We start from the raw sequence: 16716 nt of genomic DNA, 5'->3' as shown, positions 1-16716 counted from the left end.
CCTCTCCATTGACACGGCGATGGAGCCGTTCTCCTCGCTGCCGCAGAAGAACGTCCTCGACCGGCAGCTCTGGGCCACCGCGACAAACTGCGACTGGCGATCATCCGCTTGATTCAACGCACTTGCCACCGCCGATGCAGCCAACGCGACCTCGGACGCCTGGCTCCTGTCGAACATGTGCCCCTCAACCAGGTCCCACTCGCCGCCTGAACCTCTACACCCCGCGAGTCAACTGAGCTCAGGACAGGCGCTGGTAATCTCGCGACGGGGTGGGGGTCACCCGTTACCGGCGGGTCAGGGGTGATGATGAGAAGTGATCCGGAGCGGATGCATTCGACCGCGAATCGGGTGGCCACATTGGCTGACGAATTCTGGGACGATGTCGAGAATCTCCGCCGCGAGGCCGAGAACCTCATGGAGGACGACTGGGCTGGCGATGCGGCTGACACCCATGCGGCGCTGTGGGCGGAGTGGGTCGATTCGGCGCGACGCGTGTCCGTGGCGCTGAGCGGCGACGCCGGGTTGCTGCACCAAGCAGCAGACGCTTACACGAATGCCGACAACCGCAATGCGCGCGAAGCAGACAGTCTCAGGCTGGAGCTCGACGCCTGATGGCAGGCTACGTCGCCAACACAGAACAGATTCTCGCGCTTGTCGAGAAAGCCCGCCGAATCGGTCGACAATTCGAGCAGCGCATCGCCGAGGTTGAACGTGAAGTTGCTGCGCTACATGTTGATTGGCAAGGAGATGCCGCCGATGCGCATCGAGGTAAGGCCGCTACCTGGCACCGCGAAATGATGGATATGCAGACCGCCTTGGCTGCACTCGAGACCGCCACACAGAGCGCGCATGACAGGTACATTGCAAATGTCGAGCACAACATGGGGATGTGGCCTTGATGGCCCCGATCACCATGGACGCCTCACTGCTGGCCGATGCGGCGGAACTGTACGGAACAGCACAAGCCAGCGGGCAGGAAGTGGCCATCACTCTCGCGGCGGTGCTCGACGCGAACTGGGGCTGCGCCGGGAGCGACAGCGCGGGCGCCACTTGGGCAGCGAGCTACGATCCGGCGGCATTCGACGCTATCGCCGCGGGGACCGACATCGTCAACGCATTCGGCAAGATGCACGATCTCCTCGCCTTCACCGCCCTCAACCACGAAAATGTCGAGAAGGCCAACAAGAATCCCCCGGAACCCCCGGACGGACCGCCGCCACAACTCCCGAGCAGCACGTCGCCAACCTTCAAGGGAGCGTTCGGCGGTGACACCGACGAGCCGTTCGGGTGGGGCTTGGTCAGCAGCTGGCTACAAGGCCACACGTGGCCCAACGGAGACCCCGACAAGCTGCGGGCGCTCGGCGATGCGTGGCGTGCCGCCGCGAAAGGACTCCGGAGCGCAGGAGACGAGACCGGATCGGCATTCCCCCTCCTCGAGGACATCGTCTCGGGCGAGATACCTCAGGCTTTGGCACAGATGGACTTGGTATTCACCGACACCGAGCAAGTGGCGGCCCAATACGAGAGTCTCGCGTCGTCTTGTGAGGACTGGGCCGACAAGATAGAGGACGCTCACCACAAGATCCTCGCAATCCTCGCCGGCGCCCTGGGTGCAGGCCTCATCATCGGGGGCGTCGCGGGCTTCTTCACGGCCGGGACCGGGGCGGCGGCCGCTGCAGGTGCAGCCGGCAGTGCAGCCGGAGCATCCATCGTCACGGTCCTCATCACCTTCGACGCCGCGGCCGCGGCCGCAGTAGGCGCGACGGTTGCCGCCGGTGTCGCAATCGGTGGAGTGGCCACCGACCTACAACCCTTGCTCGAAGCAAACCCGACCACGTTCAACTCGACCACGACTAGCGGCGGGGGTGGAGGCGCACACAACTACGTCACGCCGCCGAAGAATCTGTCGGGATTCCCTAATGCGCGGCCAGCGAAACGACTCGGCCACCGAAAAAGATGGCAAGACGACAAGGGAAATACGTACGAGTGGGACTATCAGCACGGCGCGATCGAGAAATATGACAAGAACGGAAAGCATCAAGGCGAGTATAATCCCGACACCGGTGCGCAAACAAAGCCAGCTGATCCGAAACGTAGACCGGAGCGATGAACCATATGTGGTATTTGGAGGCTTTCGACAGGGAGTCCGCGCTGCAAGTTCGTGACTATGCCATGCCCGGATTGAACACGGCCACGCTGAAGAAGCTACTCAACCTCGGCGACACCGTGGAAATTGGCGGGGTTAAGTACCCACTCGAAGCGGGGGGTTACGACATTCCACCAGAAACGCTCCCCAGCTTCGCGGAGTACATCGACGAGACCTTCAAGCTTGACGATTCGCAGGATTACCAGGTTGGGTTCTACGATGAATGACGCCGACCAATTCAGGCCGACGTCAGGTTGAACCGTTCGGATATAGATCACCTGCGTCGCTCGTTCCTGAGTTCGGAAAGTACACCGACGAACCACGGACGTTAGCCGATTCCCGCGAACGCCAAGTCCGACCATCCCGTGAGAAAGCACGATTGGTCGGACGAAAATACTTCTTTCAGGAGTTTGCAATGGAGTACTTGGATGAGTGGAACGCTGCACAGCGTGCTGCTGTTGCCAGCTGGCGGCGGAAGAACAAGTCACTGCGTGAAGCACTGGCTGAGATCAAGGTTCGAACCAATTCTCGCAACGGTGAACTCAGTATCGCGGTTGACGCACAGGCCAAAGTCACCGACGTCCGTCTCACGCCACAGGCACTACGCCTCGGCGACGTCCAGCTGAGCAACCTGTTGCGGGACACAATTCAGAAGGCACAGGCAGAGGCTGCGCAGAGAGTCGAGGAGGTCGCGCGCCCGTTCACCGGTGATCGCGACTCTCTCGCAGCGAGAAAGTTTGTCGACGAACTGCTGAACGACGACTGAAGCCGTCGATCGGGTCGTCGCGGCAATCGTCGAGCGTCGTCCTCCACCAAGGCTCGTTCATGGCACATCGCAGAATCCGTCGGGAGCACTGAACCGGACCGAGTTCAATACAGACCGAGTCCCGACCGACAGACGCGCATGCCGTCTTCCTCATGCGTCAGCATCACTATCAAATCGTTCCGGCCGACATCGAGAACTTGCCACTGCGCGCAGACTCGTCCGCGATCAGCTGGCATCGGCATTCGGCCCATCCACATTTGTGTGATTAGGGGCGCCTTTGGTGTGATCACCGACCTGTCAACCTATCCAATCCAGATGACGCCACCCCAGACCGCCATGGGTGAATACCCTTCTCTGTCAGCGGCGGGGCGCGTCCATCCACTCCTCTATCCATCAACTCAGATAGCGGATTGTGCGGGCGCAGTCGCGACGGACGGGCCGGACACTGGTACGCGGCGACCACGAACTGGTTGGACTCCGAACCCCACGCCCCTGACCTCCGCCTGTCCGTCGAGCGACACGAGATCATCGGCCCGGAATTCCTGATGCACACAGCGAGCGGATGCGACCGTCTCGAGGCGATACGCGCGGAACTAGGTCAAGCCGTCGTCGACGGCCCCGACGTGAGATGGCGTCCGCAAGACCATGAGATGCCTTGCACGACAGGCGGGGCGCCGCGTACCCAATGCGACTACGCACTGAGCGGGACCGAGAGGGTGACTGCAATCAAGGCAAATCTGTCGAGCGCTGCAGCTCAGCGGATGAGCGCCGCCCGCAGCACACGCATCAAGAGTGAGCCGCCCGTGCGCAGCGCCGCACCGCCGCCCTGCGTGTTCTTGATGCCGTCCGCGGTCGCGAGGATCATGGCAGCAAGCTCAGCTGGGGCCGCCTCGACCCCGGAGAGGTCGATCTCACCCGCGGTGGCGGCAGAGTCGAGGACCTCCCCCAGCCGCTCGACGAGCCAGGTCTGAGTATTGCGGCTGATCTCGCCTGTCAGAGCAAGGCCCGCGTCGAAGAGTTCCGCGCCGTGCGCGCTGGCGCTGATCTCTTCCATGAGGCCGCAGAGGTAGGCCGTCATTGCAGCATCGATGCGGTCGATGACGTCACCATCGGCCGCCAGGGCGGCGTCGACCTCGCTCATGACCTGAAGATGGGCGCGCTCGGATCCGGCGCGAAAGAGATCTTCCTTGTTGTTGAAGTGGAGATAGAGCGCCGCGCGGGACATCCCGGCCGCACGGGCGATGTCCTGCATGGTCGTCTTACCGAAACCGTACTGACAGAAGACAGCGAGGGACGCATCGAGGATCCGTCCGGTCTTTTCGTCGTCAGCCACAAACGACAGCCTGACAGATTGGACCATTGGCGTCCACTTGTGCACCTAGACAAATACTGTCAGAGTGTCCATGCATGGGCGGAATCGTCCGCATCAACGAGAGGTCGGGCCAGCCACGATGACCGAAATCGCGAAGCCAGCGACGGGCGCGACCGTGCTGGTGACCGGAGTCTCCGGATTCCTGGGCGGCCATATCGCCACTCGGATCCTCGCGGCGGGATACCGGGGTCCGCGGGACGGTGCGCGACCGCTCCCGCGGGGCGACGCTCGGTACGCTCGTCACCGCCACCGCCGGGGTCCCCTCCGAGAGACTCGAGATCGTCACGGCGGACCTCAACGCGGACGCGGGATGCGGCGCCGCCGTCCGCGACTGCACCTTCGTCATCCACACCGCCTCGCGCTTCCCTGCGGCCGCGCCCCGGAACGCCGAGGAGGTCATCCATCCAGCCCGGGAGGGCAGCTTGCGCGTCCTCGTGGCGGCGCACCGGGCCCGCGTAGCCCGGGTCATGCCGACCTCCTCGGTTCGCAGCCACCAACCGCGGGGCCAGCCGTCCGCCGTACACGGAGAAGGACTGAACCGACGTCGCCGACCGGCGGGCCACCGCCTACGACCGGTCGAAAACCCTTGCAGAGCAGGCCGCGTGGGTTTTCGCAGAATCGAACGGCACGGAGCTCGCCGTCGCCAAGCCGGGCGTTGTCCTCGGCCCGCTCCTGCACCCGCGGATCGGATCCTCGCTCGGACTGCTCGTTGCGCTCATGTCCGGCCGATTCGGGGCATCCCCCGTTTCGGCTTCTCCATTGCGGATGTGCGAGACGTCGCCGAGGCCCACCTGCTAGCCATGACGGTTCCCGCGGCCGCGACCTCAGCGTCGACACGACCGAGGCGCGCTCGCTCCTCGGCTGGGAGCCCCGACCCGTGTCGGCGACCCTGCACGACACTGGCCGTTCCCTCATCAACTCCGGGATCGTCCAGCCCTGACCGCCTGGGCTTCACCCCGCACGCGCCGAGCATTCCACCCAAATCGAAAGGAAACACCCATGACCGAGAACCACATGAACCCCGAGAGCCACGGTTCCACCAGTTCACCTGCAGACACGAGATCGACGATGGAGCTCATCCGCACTACCGAGACCGCACGCCTACGCGCGCTCGTCGCCGCCGACATCGAAGCCGCCCAGGCGATGCACGGCCACGACTTCCAACTCATCACACCCATCGGTGCCGCGCTGACCCGAGACGAGTATCTAGGCGCGATCGCCGCGGGCCAGATCGACTACCGACTGTGGGAACCCGACGAGATCGAGGTTCGTGTGCTCGGAGACGCGGCGATCATTCGCTATCGGGCTATGCTCGAGATCGTCTTCGGCGCGTACCGCGTTCCCCGGACACGCTATTGGCACACCGACAGCTACGAACTCCGCGACGGCCGCTGGCAGGCGATCTGGTCACAGGCAACGGAGATCCAGGCCGTGCAGCAGGCGACGTGACACTGGGGCGATCGGCCCAGAAGACCTGGATGCGCCTGCGACAGCCACGCCGGCGTTCGGAATCCGCGCCCACCCTCGACCAGAGGGCTGGCCAAAGCAACTGGAACTGATCCAGACGTGTGATCAGGAGCCCCCGTTAAGTGTGACCACCGACCGGTCAACCTGTCCAATCCGCATGCAGCCCAGCACGCTCCGCCATTGGTGAACACCCCTCCAGCTGCCCATCGCTCCACTCCACGCGCTCTCTACATTCATTCAGTTAGTCAGACGCTCATAGGCGTGGCGCGTCTCTCTCTCGTCTCTCCAGTACGCCTGCATAGGCCCGAGCTCACCGCGCAACGTGACGCTGCCATCGGCGGCTCGCACGACGAACACGAGTGCGGCCTGCGCGGACGAATCAGCTGTCGGCACCCCCGCCCGCTCCCCAGAGATGTGCTGCGTAGCGCGAGCATGTCTCTTCGTCGTCGAGGTTGTCAATTACTGCCGCGAGTTCCGAGTGGCCGTTGAGCGCGGCGAGGGTCATGAGCAAGTAGCGGAGGTCGCGCTCGTCCCGATGGGGAAGCGTGGCAGTCTCGGCGGTGATCCTTCGCGCCTCGACGAGAGCCTCGGCATGAGGATCAGGCCCCGTGTCCCGAGGCGAAACGGCGGCGATCGTCTCTTGCCACATGCTGGGCGTGGAGTCACTCACGATGAGCCCGAGCACGGTGACGTATTCGAGTCGCTGCTCGGCGCTCACGCGCCGAGCGATGCTGACCAGGTATGGAAAAGCAGCGACAGCGGCCGGCCAGGTGGTGCCTTCCGAAACGAGTGCGGGCCACTGCGCGGTGAAGCGCTCGCCGTCTACAGGATCCGCATCCAGTGCGCGCAACCAGTCGGGCACCCACGCAGCATCACCGTCTCTGGTCGACAAATCCTTCCAACGCGGATCGTCCAGGGGAAACACCCCTGTCGTGGAGGCCCCCGGACGCCAGAGGGATTCACTACTCGGCTGCATCACGAGTCCATCGTCGACGAAGACAGTGATGATGTCGAAATCGGCGGGAACTGGGTTGGTTCGGTGAACCTGTGCATTTCATGTCCCGAGCACTCGACGAACCGCGGCACGACGGCCGCGGACTCGGGATCGCTTGAGAGCACTGTGGCCGGGCGGCCGGCCCTCCGTCAAGAATCGTCGGCGGACGACAAGAAGCAGCGGCGACGCAATCGGTCCTGATTTGCTGTGATCTGGGCATTCGTTGCGTGTGATCACCGCCCGGTCAACCTATCCGAAACGCTTGCCGCCCAGTCTAAGTCGCGCGCCGACGGCCATCCACTGACCTGACAGGTCACTCGGACGGTTCGCCCACCGTCGCACACAAGCTGGAACGCATCCAGATTCGTGTGATCTGGAGCCCTCGTTAAGTGTGATCACCGACTGGTCAACCTATCTAATCTGCATGCAGCCCAGAACGAATCGCCATTGGTGAACACCCATCCACTCCATCGCGCCGCGCCGTCTCTTTCCACAGCTCCGAGCGCACGATTTCAGGCGGCAGATCCCCTGGGGCATCGTGATGGACTGGGCACACCGAACAGCAATATGCGTTCAGGGACAGCGTCAGCGCCAAATTCCAGCCGCGCCGCGATCACCGCCCCTTACGGGTGCGACGAGGCCTTCGCGGCGGGCAACATTGTCGCGCGGCGTATGGCTTGAGCATGGGCGGATGCTGGCAGGTTACTGATCGTCGGAGCTATCGCGCAGCTCGCTGTACTTACCGAGGACGCGCTCCCTCTCCGCGCCGAAAGGGTAGCCTGCGCCCGTTGAAAAACCCACTCTCAGGCCGGCATCACGCAACGCCCTATAGACGTCCTCGTCGATCTCGCCGAGGTCGCCCTCCCCGCGTATTCCCACCGACACGACCACATCACAACGCTGTCGCTGCGGCTCTGCGGGATGTTCAGCTGAATCAGCAGAATCGAGTTGGACCGGGTCGAGGATCTGCCACTTCGCCCACCCACCAACCCGCTCCACGAGCGTGGACGCGATGACTTCGATCATCGCCGCGGCATCAGCGTTGGTCGTTTCGAATTCAAACTCGACGATCTCCTTCGCTGTGATCCGCCAGGAACTCGGTGGTGTGTCCCAGAGGCTCCCCGTTTGGACCGGTCGTCCATTGACGGGACCGAGATCGTGGGCGGTCGATTCGACGATGCACAACATCGGGTGCGAGAAGAGCGCCGCCAGGCGCGCATGCTCCGCGAAAATCGTCAGCAGCGCATCTGCCGTGTGACGGTCCAGGTTCACCAGGGCGTCGTAGCCGGCAAGGGCGAGGACTGTGCCGGTGGTATCCGGGTCGCTGCCGTATCGAAACTCGCCGACGTCGTACATCAGGTCGTTGAAGGCATCGAGGTTCTTGCCGTAGAAAGCGGGGAAGGACAGTGCACCGGCCAACACCGTGTGCACGTCGGTGACGGTGATGCTGTGCTGCAGATCGATCCGATGGACCAGGTAGCCGAGTTCATCGAGTCGCCGAGAAGCGCAGTCGAGCCCGAATCGGGTGTCGTACCTGTACACGGATCCGTTCTGCAACAGACTCCAGTCAAAGCGCTGCCGTTGCGTGTCGAAGAGCTCTCGATCAAGCGGGTCGAAGACAGGACCGCGAGGCATGCACGAATCGTAGATCAGCAGTCGCCCCGACCAAGGCGCGTCTTCAAGACACGGAACAGGAGAATCTGCTCTAGACGACCGGAGCACTCGGGATTAGCCAGGAGGACGGAACGTAGGCGGGCCCCGCCACCCTCGCTGTTCACAACTTCAGGATGCGTTCAGCGCCCAACTGCGCGGTGGAACCGCCCCTAGGGGCAACCCGCACGCCACTAACCTGGAACTCATCCAGATTGGTGTGATCGGGAGCCCTCCTCAAGTGTGATTACCGACTGGTCAACCTATCCAATCCGCATGCAGGCCAGAATGAACCGGCATTGGTGAACACCCCTCCACTTCTTCCATCTCTCTCCAGCCAGCTGGCGATCTTCTTCTCTCTCACGCTCGCTCGCTCCATCATCCATCCACTACTCACACCGGCGGCCACCGTGGGGCCATCTCTCCAAGCGGCGGCGCAACGTGGACGCATGGACGTGACCAACGTTCACCGGGCCACCCCGAACACCAATGAAGCCATGTGCTTTCACCCGTGCATATGCGCCTCTTAGATGGTCGCGGGCGATCGTCCGGTGTACATCCGACGTGCCGCCACACGCGTCGTGCTATCGAGTTGCATCCGCCATACCATTCATGCGTCAGCGATGAGTTTGGGCGGCGGATCGGGTCTGCCTTGGCATGACTCGAATTGTTGCCGACATCTCGGTCTCTCTGGACGGCTTCGTCACCGGGCCCGATCCCAGCCCGGACTACGGTCTGGGCACCGGCGGCGAGGCCCTGCACACGTGGGCGCTTTTCGACTACCCCGACGACCGCCGGATCCTGCGCGAGGGGACCTCCCGCTCGGGCGCCGTCGTCCTCGGCCGCGACCTCCAGCTCGACATCGACCGCGACGCACCCGATCTACAACGTCTTAGGGTGATCCGATGACCACTATCAACGCCAATGGGATTGCCTTGGGCATCGAGTCGCTCGGGGACGTCGGCGCGCCGCTCGTTCTGCTCGCGGGCGGAACGACGATGTTCTCCTGGCCAGACGCGCTGTGCGAGCGCCTCGCCGCCGGCGGACGCCGTGTGGTGCGCTACGACCTGCGCGATAGCGGCGAGTCGACGACGACGGATCCGGAGGCGCCCGCTTACTCCCTGCGCGGCCTCGCCGCCGACGCGGCGGCCCTTGCTGACGCGCTCGGCGGCGGGCCTGCACACCTCGCGGGAATCGGCGTCGGTGGGATGGTCGCCCAGGTGGCCGTGCTCGACCATCCGGGCGCCTTCTCGGCGCTCACCCTGGTCGGCACCCGCCCGGTTGCCCCTGGCCCGCCCGACGATGACCTCCCCGACCATGACCAGGCGACGATGAGCCGACTGTTCGCGCGCCCGATGCCCGATTGGACCGACCGCGAGGCGGTCGCGGAGTTCGCCGCCGCCGGCGCGGAGATCCTCGGCGACGACCCCGTCGCCGCGCGTGCAATCGCTGCGCGCATCTGGGACCGCACGCCCGGCACCGCACCCCCGGTCCAGATGGCCAACCAGATGGGCCTGGTGTTTTCCAGGCTCGGCTGCAAACCCCGCTGGCGCGAGCGCCTGCCCGAGATCGAGGTCCCCACGCTCGTCGTCCACGGCCGCCGCAACCGGTTCTTCCCCGTCGGCAACGGCCAGGCGATCGCGCGCGAGATCCCCACGGCACGGCTGCTCGTCCTCGAAGAGGCCGCCACCGCGATACCCGATGCGGCGGTCGGCGAGGTCACCGAGGCGATGCTCACGCTCGGATAGAGGTGGTGCCGTGCGTGTCCGGCTTCCACGCAGCACATCGCCGCTGAGGTGCCCACAGCACGAGCGAGTCAGCAAAGTGGAAGACGGGCCATCCCGAGCTTGTCCGCGAACACTGAACCCAGAGCCAGGCACTCGGCTACTGCACCAAGTGGCACCCATCCAGATCTGTGTCATCAGAAGCCCTCGTCAAGTGTGATTACCGACTGGTCAACCCATCCAATCCGCATGCAACCCAGAACAAACCGCCATAGGTGAACACCTTTCCACTGTCGCGCTCTCTCCGTCGGTGAAACACAACGGGCATGAAAGGGTGACCCCCCTTTGGATGGTTGGATGCCCACCCATCCGTTGGGGCCACAACCGATCATGGAAACGCTGGTCCTGCGAGCGGCAGTTTCGACCTGGTTTCAGACGGGGCGCGACACCCAGTTCGGGGGCCACGGTGCTGCTGTGAACGATGTGGGTTCGGCAACATTCTGAACGGTGCCACCTTCATTGGCGAATGATGCGCGCACCGAGTAGCGGTTGGCTGTGAGGTGAACGGCGAGGGAACCGTCGACGATGGACAGCACCCATCGGTCCATATCTCTGAGCAGTTCAGCGGACCCGCGATCGCACGCGTCGCATCCACAATCGGGAATCGATGCCAACCTCATTGCAGGGTCTCCCGCTGCAACGGTGACGGTGACGATGTGGTCGTTGTCCACCGGTGTGTGCGTCGTCAGAACCAGGGGGACTGCTCCGTCGGCTGCGGGCTCGAGGACGGTGTCGGCACCGCCTGTATCAAAGGGGCGGAGCGCCCAATCTATTTGCGATGCTTCTCGCGCCCAGCCGCGGTCGAGGAGAACCTTCGTCCACGCTCGCGCTCTGGCCACCACGATCAGGAACTTCTCCGGGTTGGTGACTTTCTCGTACGCTGCCGCGTCAGGAGCGTGGCCATCCTTGTAGGGGTGCGGCCATCCAGGAGTGGCTGCACCGGTGGTCGCGAATGCCGCGTCGACGTCGGCGAGTAACTCGCACATCTGTCGGGACAGCAGCGGCTCGTACCGTCCCCAACCGGTTTCGCGTGCGCGGAGAATATCGTCGTTGTATTCGTCCCACCACGACCGCGCTTGATCTGTCCCCACGACAGCGACGCTACCTGCCGTGGGGGGGCATCTGATCCGACGACGCTTGCGAGTGCTCGGCTTTTCACCGGCAGAGGTGCGAAGCTGCAACCTGTCGCGACGGCCCCGCCTACCCGACCGCCGCCAACCGTGGAACCAGTCCAGATTCGGCGTGATCAGCGGCCACTCCCAAGCGTGATTACCGATCCGTCAGTTCACGCAATGAACCGACGGCACAACAGGACCAGCTACAGGTGAACACCTCTCCATCCATCCATCCACTCCACTCCATCTCACGGTTCTCTTCCTCAGCCAGCCGCCATCCAGCCATCATGAGCCACCCGGGCGCACGCATTCGCACCCTCCGCGCTGTTCACGGGAACCGATTGGCGATTGCCGAGATGATCTCGTCTGGCTCGCGCTCCTGGATGAAGTGCCGCGCACGGGGTAGCTCGATGACGTCGAGATCGGCAAATGCGGCATGCATCCGCGGGATACACACTTTCGGACGGAAGATCATGTCCCGCATCCCCCACACTGCCAGCGTCGGCTTGTGTCCCAGCAGGGCGGGTACGTCTTGGGCGAGTTGGTCCAATAACGGGCGTGCGGCGCGAATTTCCTTGGGCATGAACGTGAGCCCCCGTCGCGCTTCGTCGGTGGGTTGCACCATGCGGTAGTGGTCGGCCTCTGCCTCGGTGAGCGTGCGGCCCAGCTCCCCGAGCAGGAATCGCTCCACAAGCAGGTTCTGCCCGAGTATGCGACGTTGCATGGGGCGGCTGCTCATGATCACGCTGAATGCCCTATTGACCAGTGGATCGATCGGCCAGAACACCGTGTTGCCCAGCACGACCCCTCTGACTCGATCTGCCCGCGCGGTTGCCGCGCTCAGCCCGATGGGGCCGCCCCAGTCGTGCCCCATCACGACGAAGCCGTCCAGTTGCAGATGGTCGATCAGTTCGCCCAGGACCGTCGCATGCTCAGCGATCCTGTAGTCGAAATTCTCCGGCCTTTCGGACAGTCCGAAGCCCAGATGATCCACGGCGATGCACCGATACTGGTCACGCAGGCCCTTCACGATGTGGCGGTATAGGAAACTCCACGTCGGTGAGCCGTGACAGAACAGAATCGGCGGTCCGGATCCCTCATCGATGTAGTGCACCCGACCGACAGACGAGTCGAACCATCGCGACTCGAACGGATACAGGGTCTCGTCGGGAACGAAATCGATCATCATTGAGCGCCCTCCTCGTCCGGACCATCTCTTCACGTCGCTCTACAGGGCCGGCACGCGCTCGGTGACCAAACCCAGGCCACCGAATCCCACCCCTGCGCAGCAACCCTCACCGCGAGGTTGCGCTACAGGTGTAGCACATTCTGACCAGTACGCTACACCTGTAGCATGTGGTTGTGTCTACACGAGCAACCGGCGCCGATGAACGCCGAGAACTGGTCGCAAACAGCGCCATCCGCATCATTTCCCGCGACGGACTTCGGGCGCTCACACACCGAGCCGTCGACCGGGAAGCCGGGATCCCGCAGGGGTCGACCTCCCATCATGCAAGAACCAGGCTCGCGCTACTCGAACTTGTAGTCGACACGCTCGCCGAACGCGCGATAGCTGACGCCAAGCACGCCGCAGACGCCCTGGCCGCAACGCCTCAGGGCGAACACCAGCTGAACATCACCGAGCTTGCAGACGTGATCGGCGCACTCGTCGAGAGACTCTCGGACCGCCGCGACGACATGAAAGCCCGCTACGCACTCATCCTCGAACTCGATGACGTTCCCCTGCTTCAGGGGAAGTTGACTACGCAGTCCGAAGTCCATGCGGTTACCCGAGAGGTGACCTCGTCACTCCTCACCAGCGCGGGCCTTCCCAGTTCCGACGAACGGATCGAGGAGCTGATCTCGCTCACGGATTCCTTGGTGTTCACGCGAACGGTCATCCGCGGAACCACCCCCCTGGAATCCATCCTCACTGCCTATCTGCGAGGTGTCGTCCCACTTTCGGCCACCTCTACCGGGAAGTCGTGAGGTCCGACGCCATATCGGGTCGACAGGCGTCGTGTGGTCAGGGGCCTCCGAAAAGTGTGGTCACCGACCGAGCACATAGCGAATCAATCTGCCTCAGCGGGCAAACCGTCGTCGAAGCCCGCACGGATGGACTCCTCGAGCAGATGCTGGTGCTGTTCACCGCATCGGCGATCCGCTGCATGTTTCGGTTGTCGTTGGAGCGGGCGGCGGCGCGCGAGTTCGCCGAGCCTCCGCCTATCGAGAGAAGCCGGAACGGTTCCTGCACAGCAGGATCCACACAATACGTACTGAACACGGCACACCGTGCGATGCTTGGAGCATGAACATTTCACATCGATTTACTTCAGCCGCGGCTGCCGGGCTCATGGGCGCTGCCATGTTCGTTGCGGCGCCGGGTGTGGCCAGCGCCGCTGATCCTTGCCAGCTCGGGTGGTCGAATGTGGGACCACGAACGTGCGCTATGACAGACGTCGGGATGGCCCCGGTGTGGACACTGGGAGACGGCATCTGTCCAGGGATGCTGGTCGCCTCCGGGAATGCGTTCGACGGACCACTGTCGGAGTACTCCAGCGCTCCAGGGGCGGTCCATTCCGTCGAACTGCGAGTTACGCAGGGCCTCTCACCTTTGGGCGAGTGGGGGTCGACTGTCCTGGCCTGCAACGCAACTGCGATCATCGATTGGCAGAACCTCGATACCGGTCAAACCGGCACAGTGAGTCGATACATCCCTGCGAGCAACACGAGCGCCTGGCCGGTATACGTGCATGTGGGTACGGGCCCGGGACGTGTTCGGCTCACCATGCGGACCGACCACCCGAGCATTCCGGTCTCGACGGACGTGGTCGTCCCCTGACGTCACTGTGCACGTAGTGGCGACCTTCTGGTCCCCATCGACACCCCACTGATCGTGTGCACCTTGCCAATCCTTTCGCTGTTGGCGATGTGGCGACCCGAGACCAGCGGGGCCGCCACGCCCTCGACATTGCCTTACGCCATCCGATCCGAGCCGCCTGCGCGAAGTATTTTCGGGGACTGCGGCATTCAGTGGTGACAAGACAAGTGGCCTGCACTCTGGAACTCATCCAGATTTGTGTGATCAGGGGCCCTCGTTAAGTGTGACTACCGATCGGTCGGTCTAGCCACAAAGTCTGCCGTCCAGGGCCGGCGCCATTGGTGAACACCTCTCCATCCAGGTCGAGTCCCTCTATCCATCGGTGGTGCTCTCACAGGTGGTTCGCCCGGTTCGGTCCATCGATCTCTCGCACGGTCCTCTCTCTCGCGCTCACGCGCTCACCCACCCATAGGGTGTTCACCCAGAATGCCCGTTTGGGTTCACCAATCGACACCGCGAACGATTCCCTCACGCGGAGATTGGCCCCGTTCAGGGGTCTTCATGGAGACTGCTGTGAGGGGTATGGTGGCTAATTGGAGTCGCTGGGTGTACGCGGCAACTCAGTGGCAGCGGTGTACGAGTGCCGTGGCGGAGCTGGCAGGGTCTAGGGCGTCGCGTGGGGCCGGGGGGACCATGCGCCAACCCCATTCAGGACCACATGACGCTCTGATTCGAGACCACCGACGTGTGGTTGAGTGGTGATGCGACCTGGGGACCCAGCGGTGAGCGGTCCGTCAAAAGGAACACATTCGCCGTGTTCGACGAAGTCGCACTCTGCAGATCAGCTTTTGTTGAAAGCTGCTGTTACGGAGGGTAGATCGTGCCGAAACTCGAACTGATTCATCGCAAACCAGCCGGAACTCCGAACGGCCCGCCGATTCTGCTGGTGCACGGCGCTTGGGTTGGTGCTTGGTGCTGGGATTACGGGTTCATCGACAAGCTGACCGAGCTCGGCTGGGAAGTGTATGCACTGAGCCTGCGCGGTCACGGCAAGAGTGAGGGCAGGGACAAACTCCGCTGGGCGAGCATCAAGAACTTTGTTGACGATGTCCGCTCGGTCGCGGATTCTCTGCCCACGCCGCCGCTGATTGTCGGCCACTCGATGGGCGGGTTTGTCCTTCAACGGTATTTGACGAAGGGACACCCCGCTGCGGCCGCCGTGTTACTCACGCCGGTGCCGGCGGCGGGGGTTCGCGGGTTCACAATACGTTTGATTCGCCGCCATCCACTGGTGTGGCTTCGCTGTCATCTCACGCTGAGCCTGATGCCGATCCTGGAAAGGCCGGATTACTTTCGTGAATGGGTTCTCGGGTCCGAAACGACCGAAGAGCGAGTGCTCGAAATTCACAGCCATGTTCAAGACGATTCGTATCGTGCCGTCGTCGACATGACCTTCGCACTGCCTCCTCGACGCAAGAACATCCCCGCCATCCCGATGACGGTCATTGCCGGTGAGAATGATGCGATCTTCACGGTCAAGGAAGCACGAAGAACTGCCAGGAGGTTCGGCGTCACCGCTGATGTTGTCCCTGGCATGCCGCATGGGCAGTTCGAACCGCATTGGTGTGACGAAGTAGCCGAACGTGTCGACAAGTTCGCACGTTCGCTGACCTGACTCGCGGGGGTCAGCCCTGCGTTCGCGTGTGACTGAGTCGGTATGAGGTGGTGCCGGTTTCGATGATGGTGCGGTGAAAAGCGTGATGGAAGGGTGTTCACGAATGGCGGAGCGTGCTGGGCTGCATACGGATTGGATAGGTTGACCAGCTGGTAATCACACTTTACGAGGCCTCCAGATCACACAAATCTGGATCAGTTCCAGTGACAGCACTCGGGCTCGACCAGACCCGATCCGGGGCACCGACAACGCGTTCATCATGATCGGGAACATTTGGCGTGGCGCAGGCCTGACCTGGCCCGATCAGTAGGACAAGAGGTCGGCCGTGGCCGTCGGCGAGCTGGTGGATCTCCGTGCCGAGCCCACCCCGCGAACGTCCGAGAGCATGGTCAGCCGGATCGGCGAAAAGGTTCGTGTAATTCGACAGATCGCTCTGTGTCGCGCGCGAGGTCCGAGCCGTGCGTGTAGGCTCGACGAATCGTCGAGTCCACCGACACGGTCCAGTCGACCAGCCCATTCGCATCGGCGTGTGCAAGTAGCGCATTCAAGATCGTGTCCCAGGTCCCGTCGCCGGCATAGCGGCGGTGACGCTTCCAGATCGTCTGCCACGGAACAAAATCCGTCGGCACGTCCCGCTACGCGATCCCCGCCCGATAGCGGTAGACGCTGCCCTCGACAACCCGACGATTGTCCCGGAACGAGCGGCCCCGACATCCGTCGGACGAGGGAAGCGACGGTTCGATCAACGACCACTGCTCATCGGTCAGATACTCGGTGCGCGACACACTGAACGGTGTCGCGCACCGACTACGCGTATTCGGGAGACACGCCCTAGACGGTATGTAGTGACACACGACTTGTCGTGAGTTCACTCCAAGTGGTCGGCGTCCCTCGGTTGGTGAGGATGTGGCCGGCGTGGGGGTCGA

The 16716-nt window shown here is 63.2% G+C and carries 15 protein-coding genes; 10 read left to right on the top strand and 5 right to left on the bottom strand.

Translation table 11 applies throughout. From position 1 onward, the window contains the following. Positions 1 to 306: 306 nt before the first annotated feature. The 5 genes from DEU38_RS12095 (at position 307) to DEU38_RS28440 (ending at position 2912) form a co-directional block, all read left to right on the top strand. Entirely contained in the window at positions 307 to 612 is a 306-nt protein-coding gene (locus tag DEU38_RS12095) for a WXG100 family type VII secretion target (protein ID WP_181818756.1), read from the top strand. Beyond that, on the top strand, positions 612 to 899 hold the full coding sequence (locus tag DEU38_RS12090; protein WP_114721448.1) for a WXG100 family type VII secretion target: 288 nt from the start codon (positions 612 to 614) through the stop codon (positions 897 to 899). Before DEU38_RS12095 ends, DEU38_RS12090 begins: the two co-directional genes overlap by 1 nt. Continuing rightward, the gene (locus DEU38_RS28835; RefSeq protein ID WP_220181909.1) at positions 899 to 2110 is read left to right on the top strand and encodes a colicin E3/pyocin S6 family cytotoxin; all 1212 of its coding nucleotides are present in this window, start codon (positions 899 to 901) and stop codon (positions 2108 to 2110) included. The genes DEU38_RS12090 and DEU38_RS28835 overlap by 1 nt, the downstream gene beginning before the upstream one ends. Next, positions 2107 to 2373, top strand: a complete 267-nt coding sequence (locus tag DEU38_RS12080) for a hypothetical protein (RefSeq protein WP_114721446.1) — start codon at positions 2107 to 2109, stop codon at positions 2371 to 2373. Before DEU38_RS28835 ends, DEU38_RS12080 begins: the two co-directional genes overlap by 4 nt. A 188-nt stretch (positions 2374 to 2561) precedes the next feature. Continuing rightward, entirely contained in the window at positions 2562 to 2912 is a 351-nt protein-coding gene (locus tag DEU38_RS28440) for a YbaB/EbfC family nucleoid-associated protein (protein ID WP_181818755.1), read from the top strand. A 754-nt stretch (positions 2913 to 3666) separates the two neighbouring features. Here DEU38_RS28440 and DEU38_RS12070 read toward each other — a convergent pair. Beyond that, entirely contained in the window at positions 3667 to 4245 is a 579-nt protein-coding gene (locus DEU38_RS12070; RefSeq protein ID WP_181818754.1) for a TetR/AcrR family transcriptional regulator, read from the bottom strand. Between the two features lie 1038 nt (positions 4246 to 5283). Between DEU38_RS12070 and DEU38_RS12065 the strand changes: the two genes are divergently transcribed. Then, the gene (locus DEU38_RS12065; protein ID WP_220181908.1) at positions 5284 to 5733 is read left to right on the top strand and encodes a nuclear transport factor 2 family protein; all 450 of its coding nucleotides are present in this window, start codon (positions 5284 to 5286) and stop codon (positions 5731 to 5733) included. 397 nt (positions 5734 to 6130) lie between these two features. Here DEU38_RS12065 and DEU38_RS12060 read toward each other — a convergent pair whose 3' ends face one another. Beyond that, on the bottom strand, positions 6131 to 6613 hold the full coding sequence (locus DEU38_RS12060) for a hypothetical protein (protein ID WP_147283502.1): 483 nt from the start codon (positions 6611 to 6613) through the stop codon (positions 6131 to 6133). An 834-nt stretch (positions 6614 to 7447) separates the two neighbouring features. Further along, the gene (locus DEU38_RS12055) at positions 7448 to 8380 is read right to left on the bottom strand and encodes a barstar family protein (protein WP_114721438.1); all 933 of its coding nucleotides are present in this window, start codon (positions 8378 to 8380) and stop codon (positions 7448 to 7450) included. Between the two features lie 672 nt (positions 8381 to 9052). On the opposite strand from DEU38_RS12055, the gene DEU38_RS12050 reads away from it, so the two are divergent. Both DEU38_RS12050 and DEU38_RS12045 read left to right on the top strand, forming a co-directional pair. Continuing rightward, positions 9053 to 9304: a hypothetical protein gene (locus DEU38_RS12050; protein WP_258557847.1), complete on the top strand. Its 252-nt coding sequence runs from the start codon at positions 9053 to 9055 to the stop codon at positions 9302 to 9304. Continuing rightward, complete coding sequence (locus DEU38_RS12045; RefSeq protein ID WP_114721436.1) at positions 9301 to 10143, top strand: alpha/beta fold hydrolase; 843 nt, start codon at positions 9301 to 9303, stop codon at positions 10141 to 10143. The genes DEU38_RS12050 and DEU38_RS12045 overlap by 4 nt, the downstream gene beginning before the upstream one ends. Positions 10144 to 10550: 407 nt before the next feature. On the opposite strand, the gene DEU38_RS12040 is transcribed toward DEU38_RS12045, so the two are convergent. Both DEU38_RS12040 and DEU38_RS12035 read right to left on the bottom strand, forming a co-directional pair. Continuing rightward, the gene (locus DEU38_RS12040; protein WP_114721434.1) at positions 10551 to 11270 is read right to left on the bottom strand and encodes a DUF6226 family protein; all 720 of its coding nucleotides are present in this window, start codon (positions 11268 to 11270) and stop codon (positions 10551 to 10553) included. 352 nt (positions 11271 to 11622) lie between these two features. Then, positions 11623 to 12483, bottom strand: coding sequence for a haloalkane dehalogenase (locus DEU38_RS12035; RefSeq protein ID WP_114721432.1), 861 nt, complete (start codon positions 12481 to 12483; stop codon positions 11623 to 11625). 173 nt (positions 12484 to 12656) lie between these two features. Here DEU38_RS12035 and DEU38_RS12030 point away from each other — a divergent pair, with 173 nt between their 5' ends. Both DEU38_RS12030 and DEU38_RS12020 read left to right on the top strand, forming a co-directional pair. Further along, positions 12657 to 13283, top strand: coding sequence for a TetR/AcrR family transcriptional regulator (locus DEU38_RS12030; protein WP_114721744.1), 627 nt, complete (start codon positions 12657 to 12659; stop codon positions 13281 to 13283). Positions 13284 to 14995: 1712 nt separating this feature from the next. Further along, positions 14996 to 15790: an alpha/beta hydrolase gene (locus DEU38_RS12020; protein WP_181818753.1), complete on the top strand. Its 795-nt coding sequence runs from the start codon at positions 14996 to 14998 to the stop codon at positions 15788 to 15790. Positions 15791 to 16716: the final 926 nt, after the last annotated feature.

The sequence above is a fragment of the Rhodococcus sp. AG1013 genome (genome assembly GCF_003350365.1).
Classification (GTDB): Bacteria; Actinomycetota; Actinomycetes; order Mycobacteriales; family Mycobacteriaceae; genus Prescottella.
Note: the sequence above shows the minus strand (reverse complement) of the source record. Positions and strands in the feature narration are given on the sequence as shown.

What these genes read in the sequence shown, in the direction of transcription:
- DEU38_RS28835 (WP_220181909.1), top strand. Translation starts at nt 899, where the DNA reads ATGGCCCCGATCACCATGGACGCCTCACTGCTGGCCGATGCGGCGGAA.
- DEU38_RS12045 (WP_114721436.1), top strand. Translation starts at nt 9,301, where the DNA reads ATGACCACTATCAACGCCAATGGGATTGCCTTGGGCATCGAGTCGCTC.
- DEU38_RS12090 (WP_114721448.1), top strand. Translation starts at nt 612, where the DNA reads ATGGCAGGCTACGTCGCCAACACAGAACAGATTCTCGCGCTTGTCGAG.
- DEU38_RS28440 (WP_181818755.1), top strand. Translation starts at nt 2,562, where the DNA reads ATGGAGTACTTGGATGAGTGGAACGCTGCACAGCGTGCTGCTGTTGCC.
- DEU38_RS12050 (WP_258557847.1), top strand. Translation starts at nt 9,053, where the DNA reads ATGACTCGAATTGTTGCCGACATCTCGGTCTCTCTGGACGGCTTCGTC.
- DEU38_RS12065 (WP_220181908.1), top strand. Translation starts at nt 5,284, where the DNA reads ATGACCGAGAACCACATGAACCCCGAGAGCCACGGTTCCACCAGTTCA.
- DEU38_RS12080 (WP_114721446.1), top strand. Translation starts at nt 2,107, where the DNA reads ATGAACCATATGTGGTATTTGGAGGCTTTCGACAGGGAGTCCGCGCTG.
- DEU38_RS12055 (WP_114721438.1), bottom strand. Translation starts at nt 8,380, where the DNA reads ATGCCTCGCGGTCCTGTCTTCGACCCGCTTGATCGAGAGCTCTTCGAC.
- DEU38_RS12095 (WP_181818756.1), top strand. Translation starts at nt 307, where the DNA reads ATGAGAAGTGATCCGGAGCGGATGCATTCGACCGCGAATCGGGTGGCC.
- DEU38_RS12035 (WP_114721432.1), bottom strand. Translation starts at nt 12,483, where the DNA reads ATGATGATCGATTTCGTTCCCGACGAGACCCTGTATCCGTTCGAGTCG.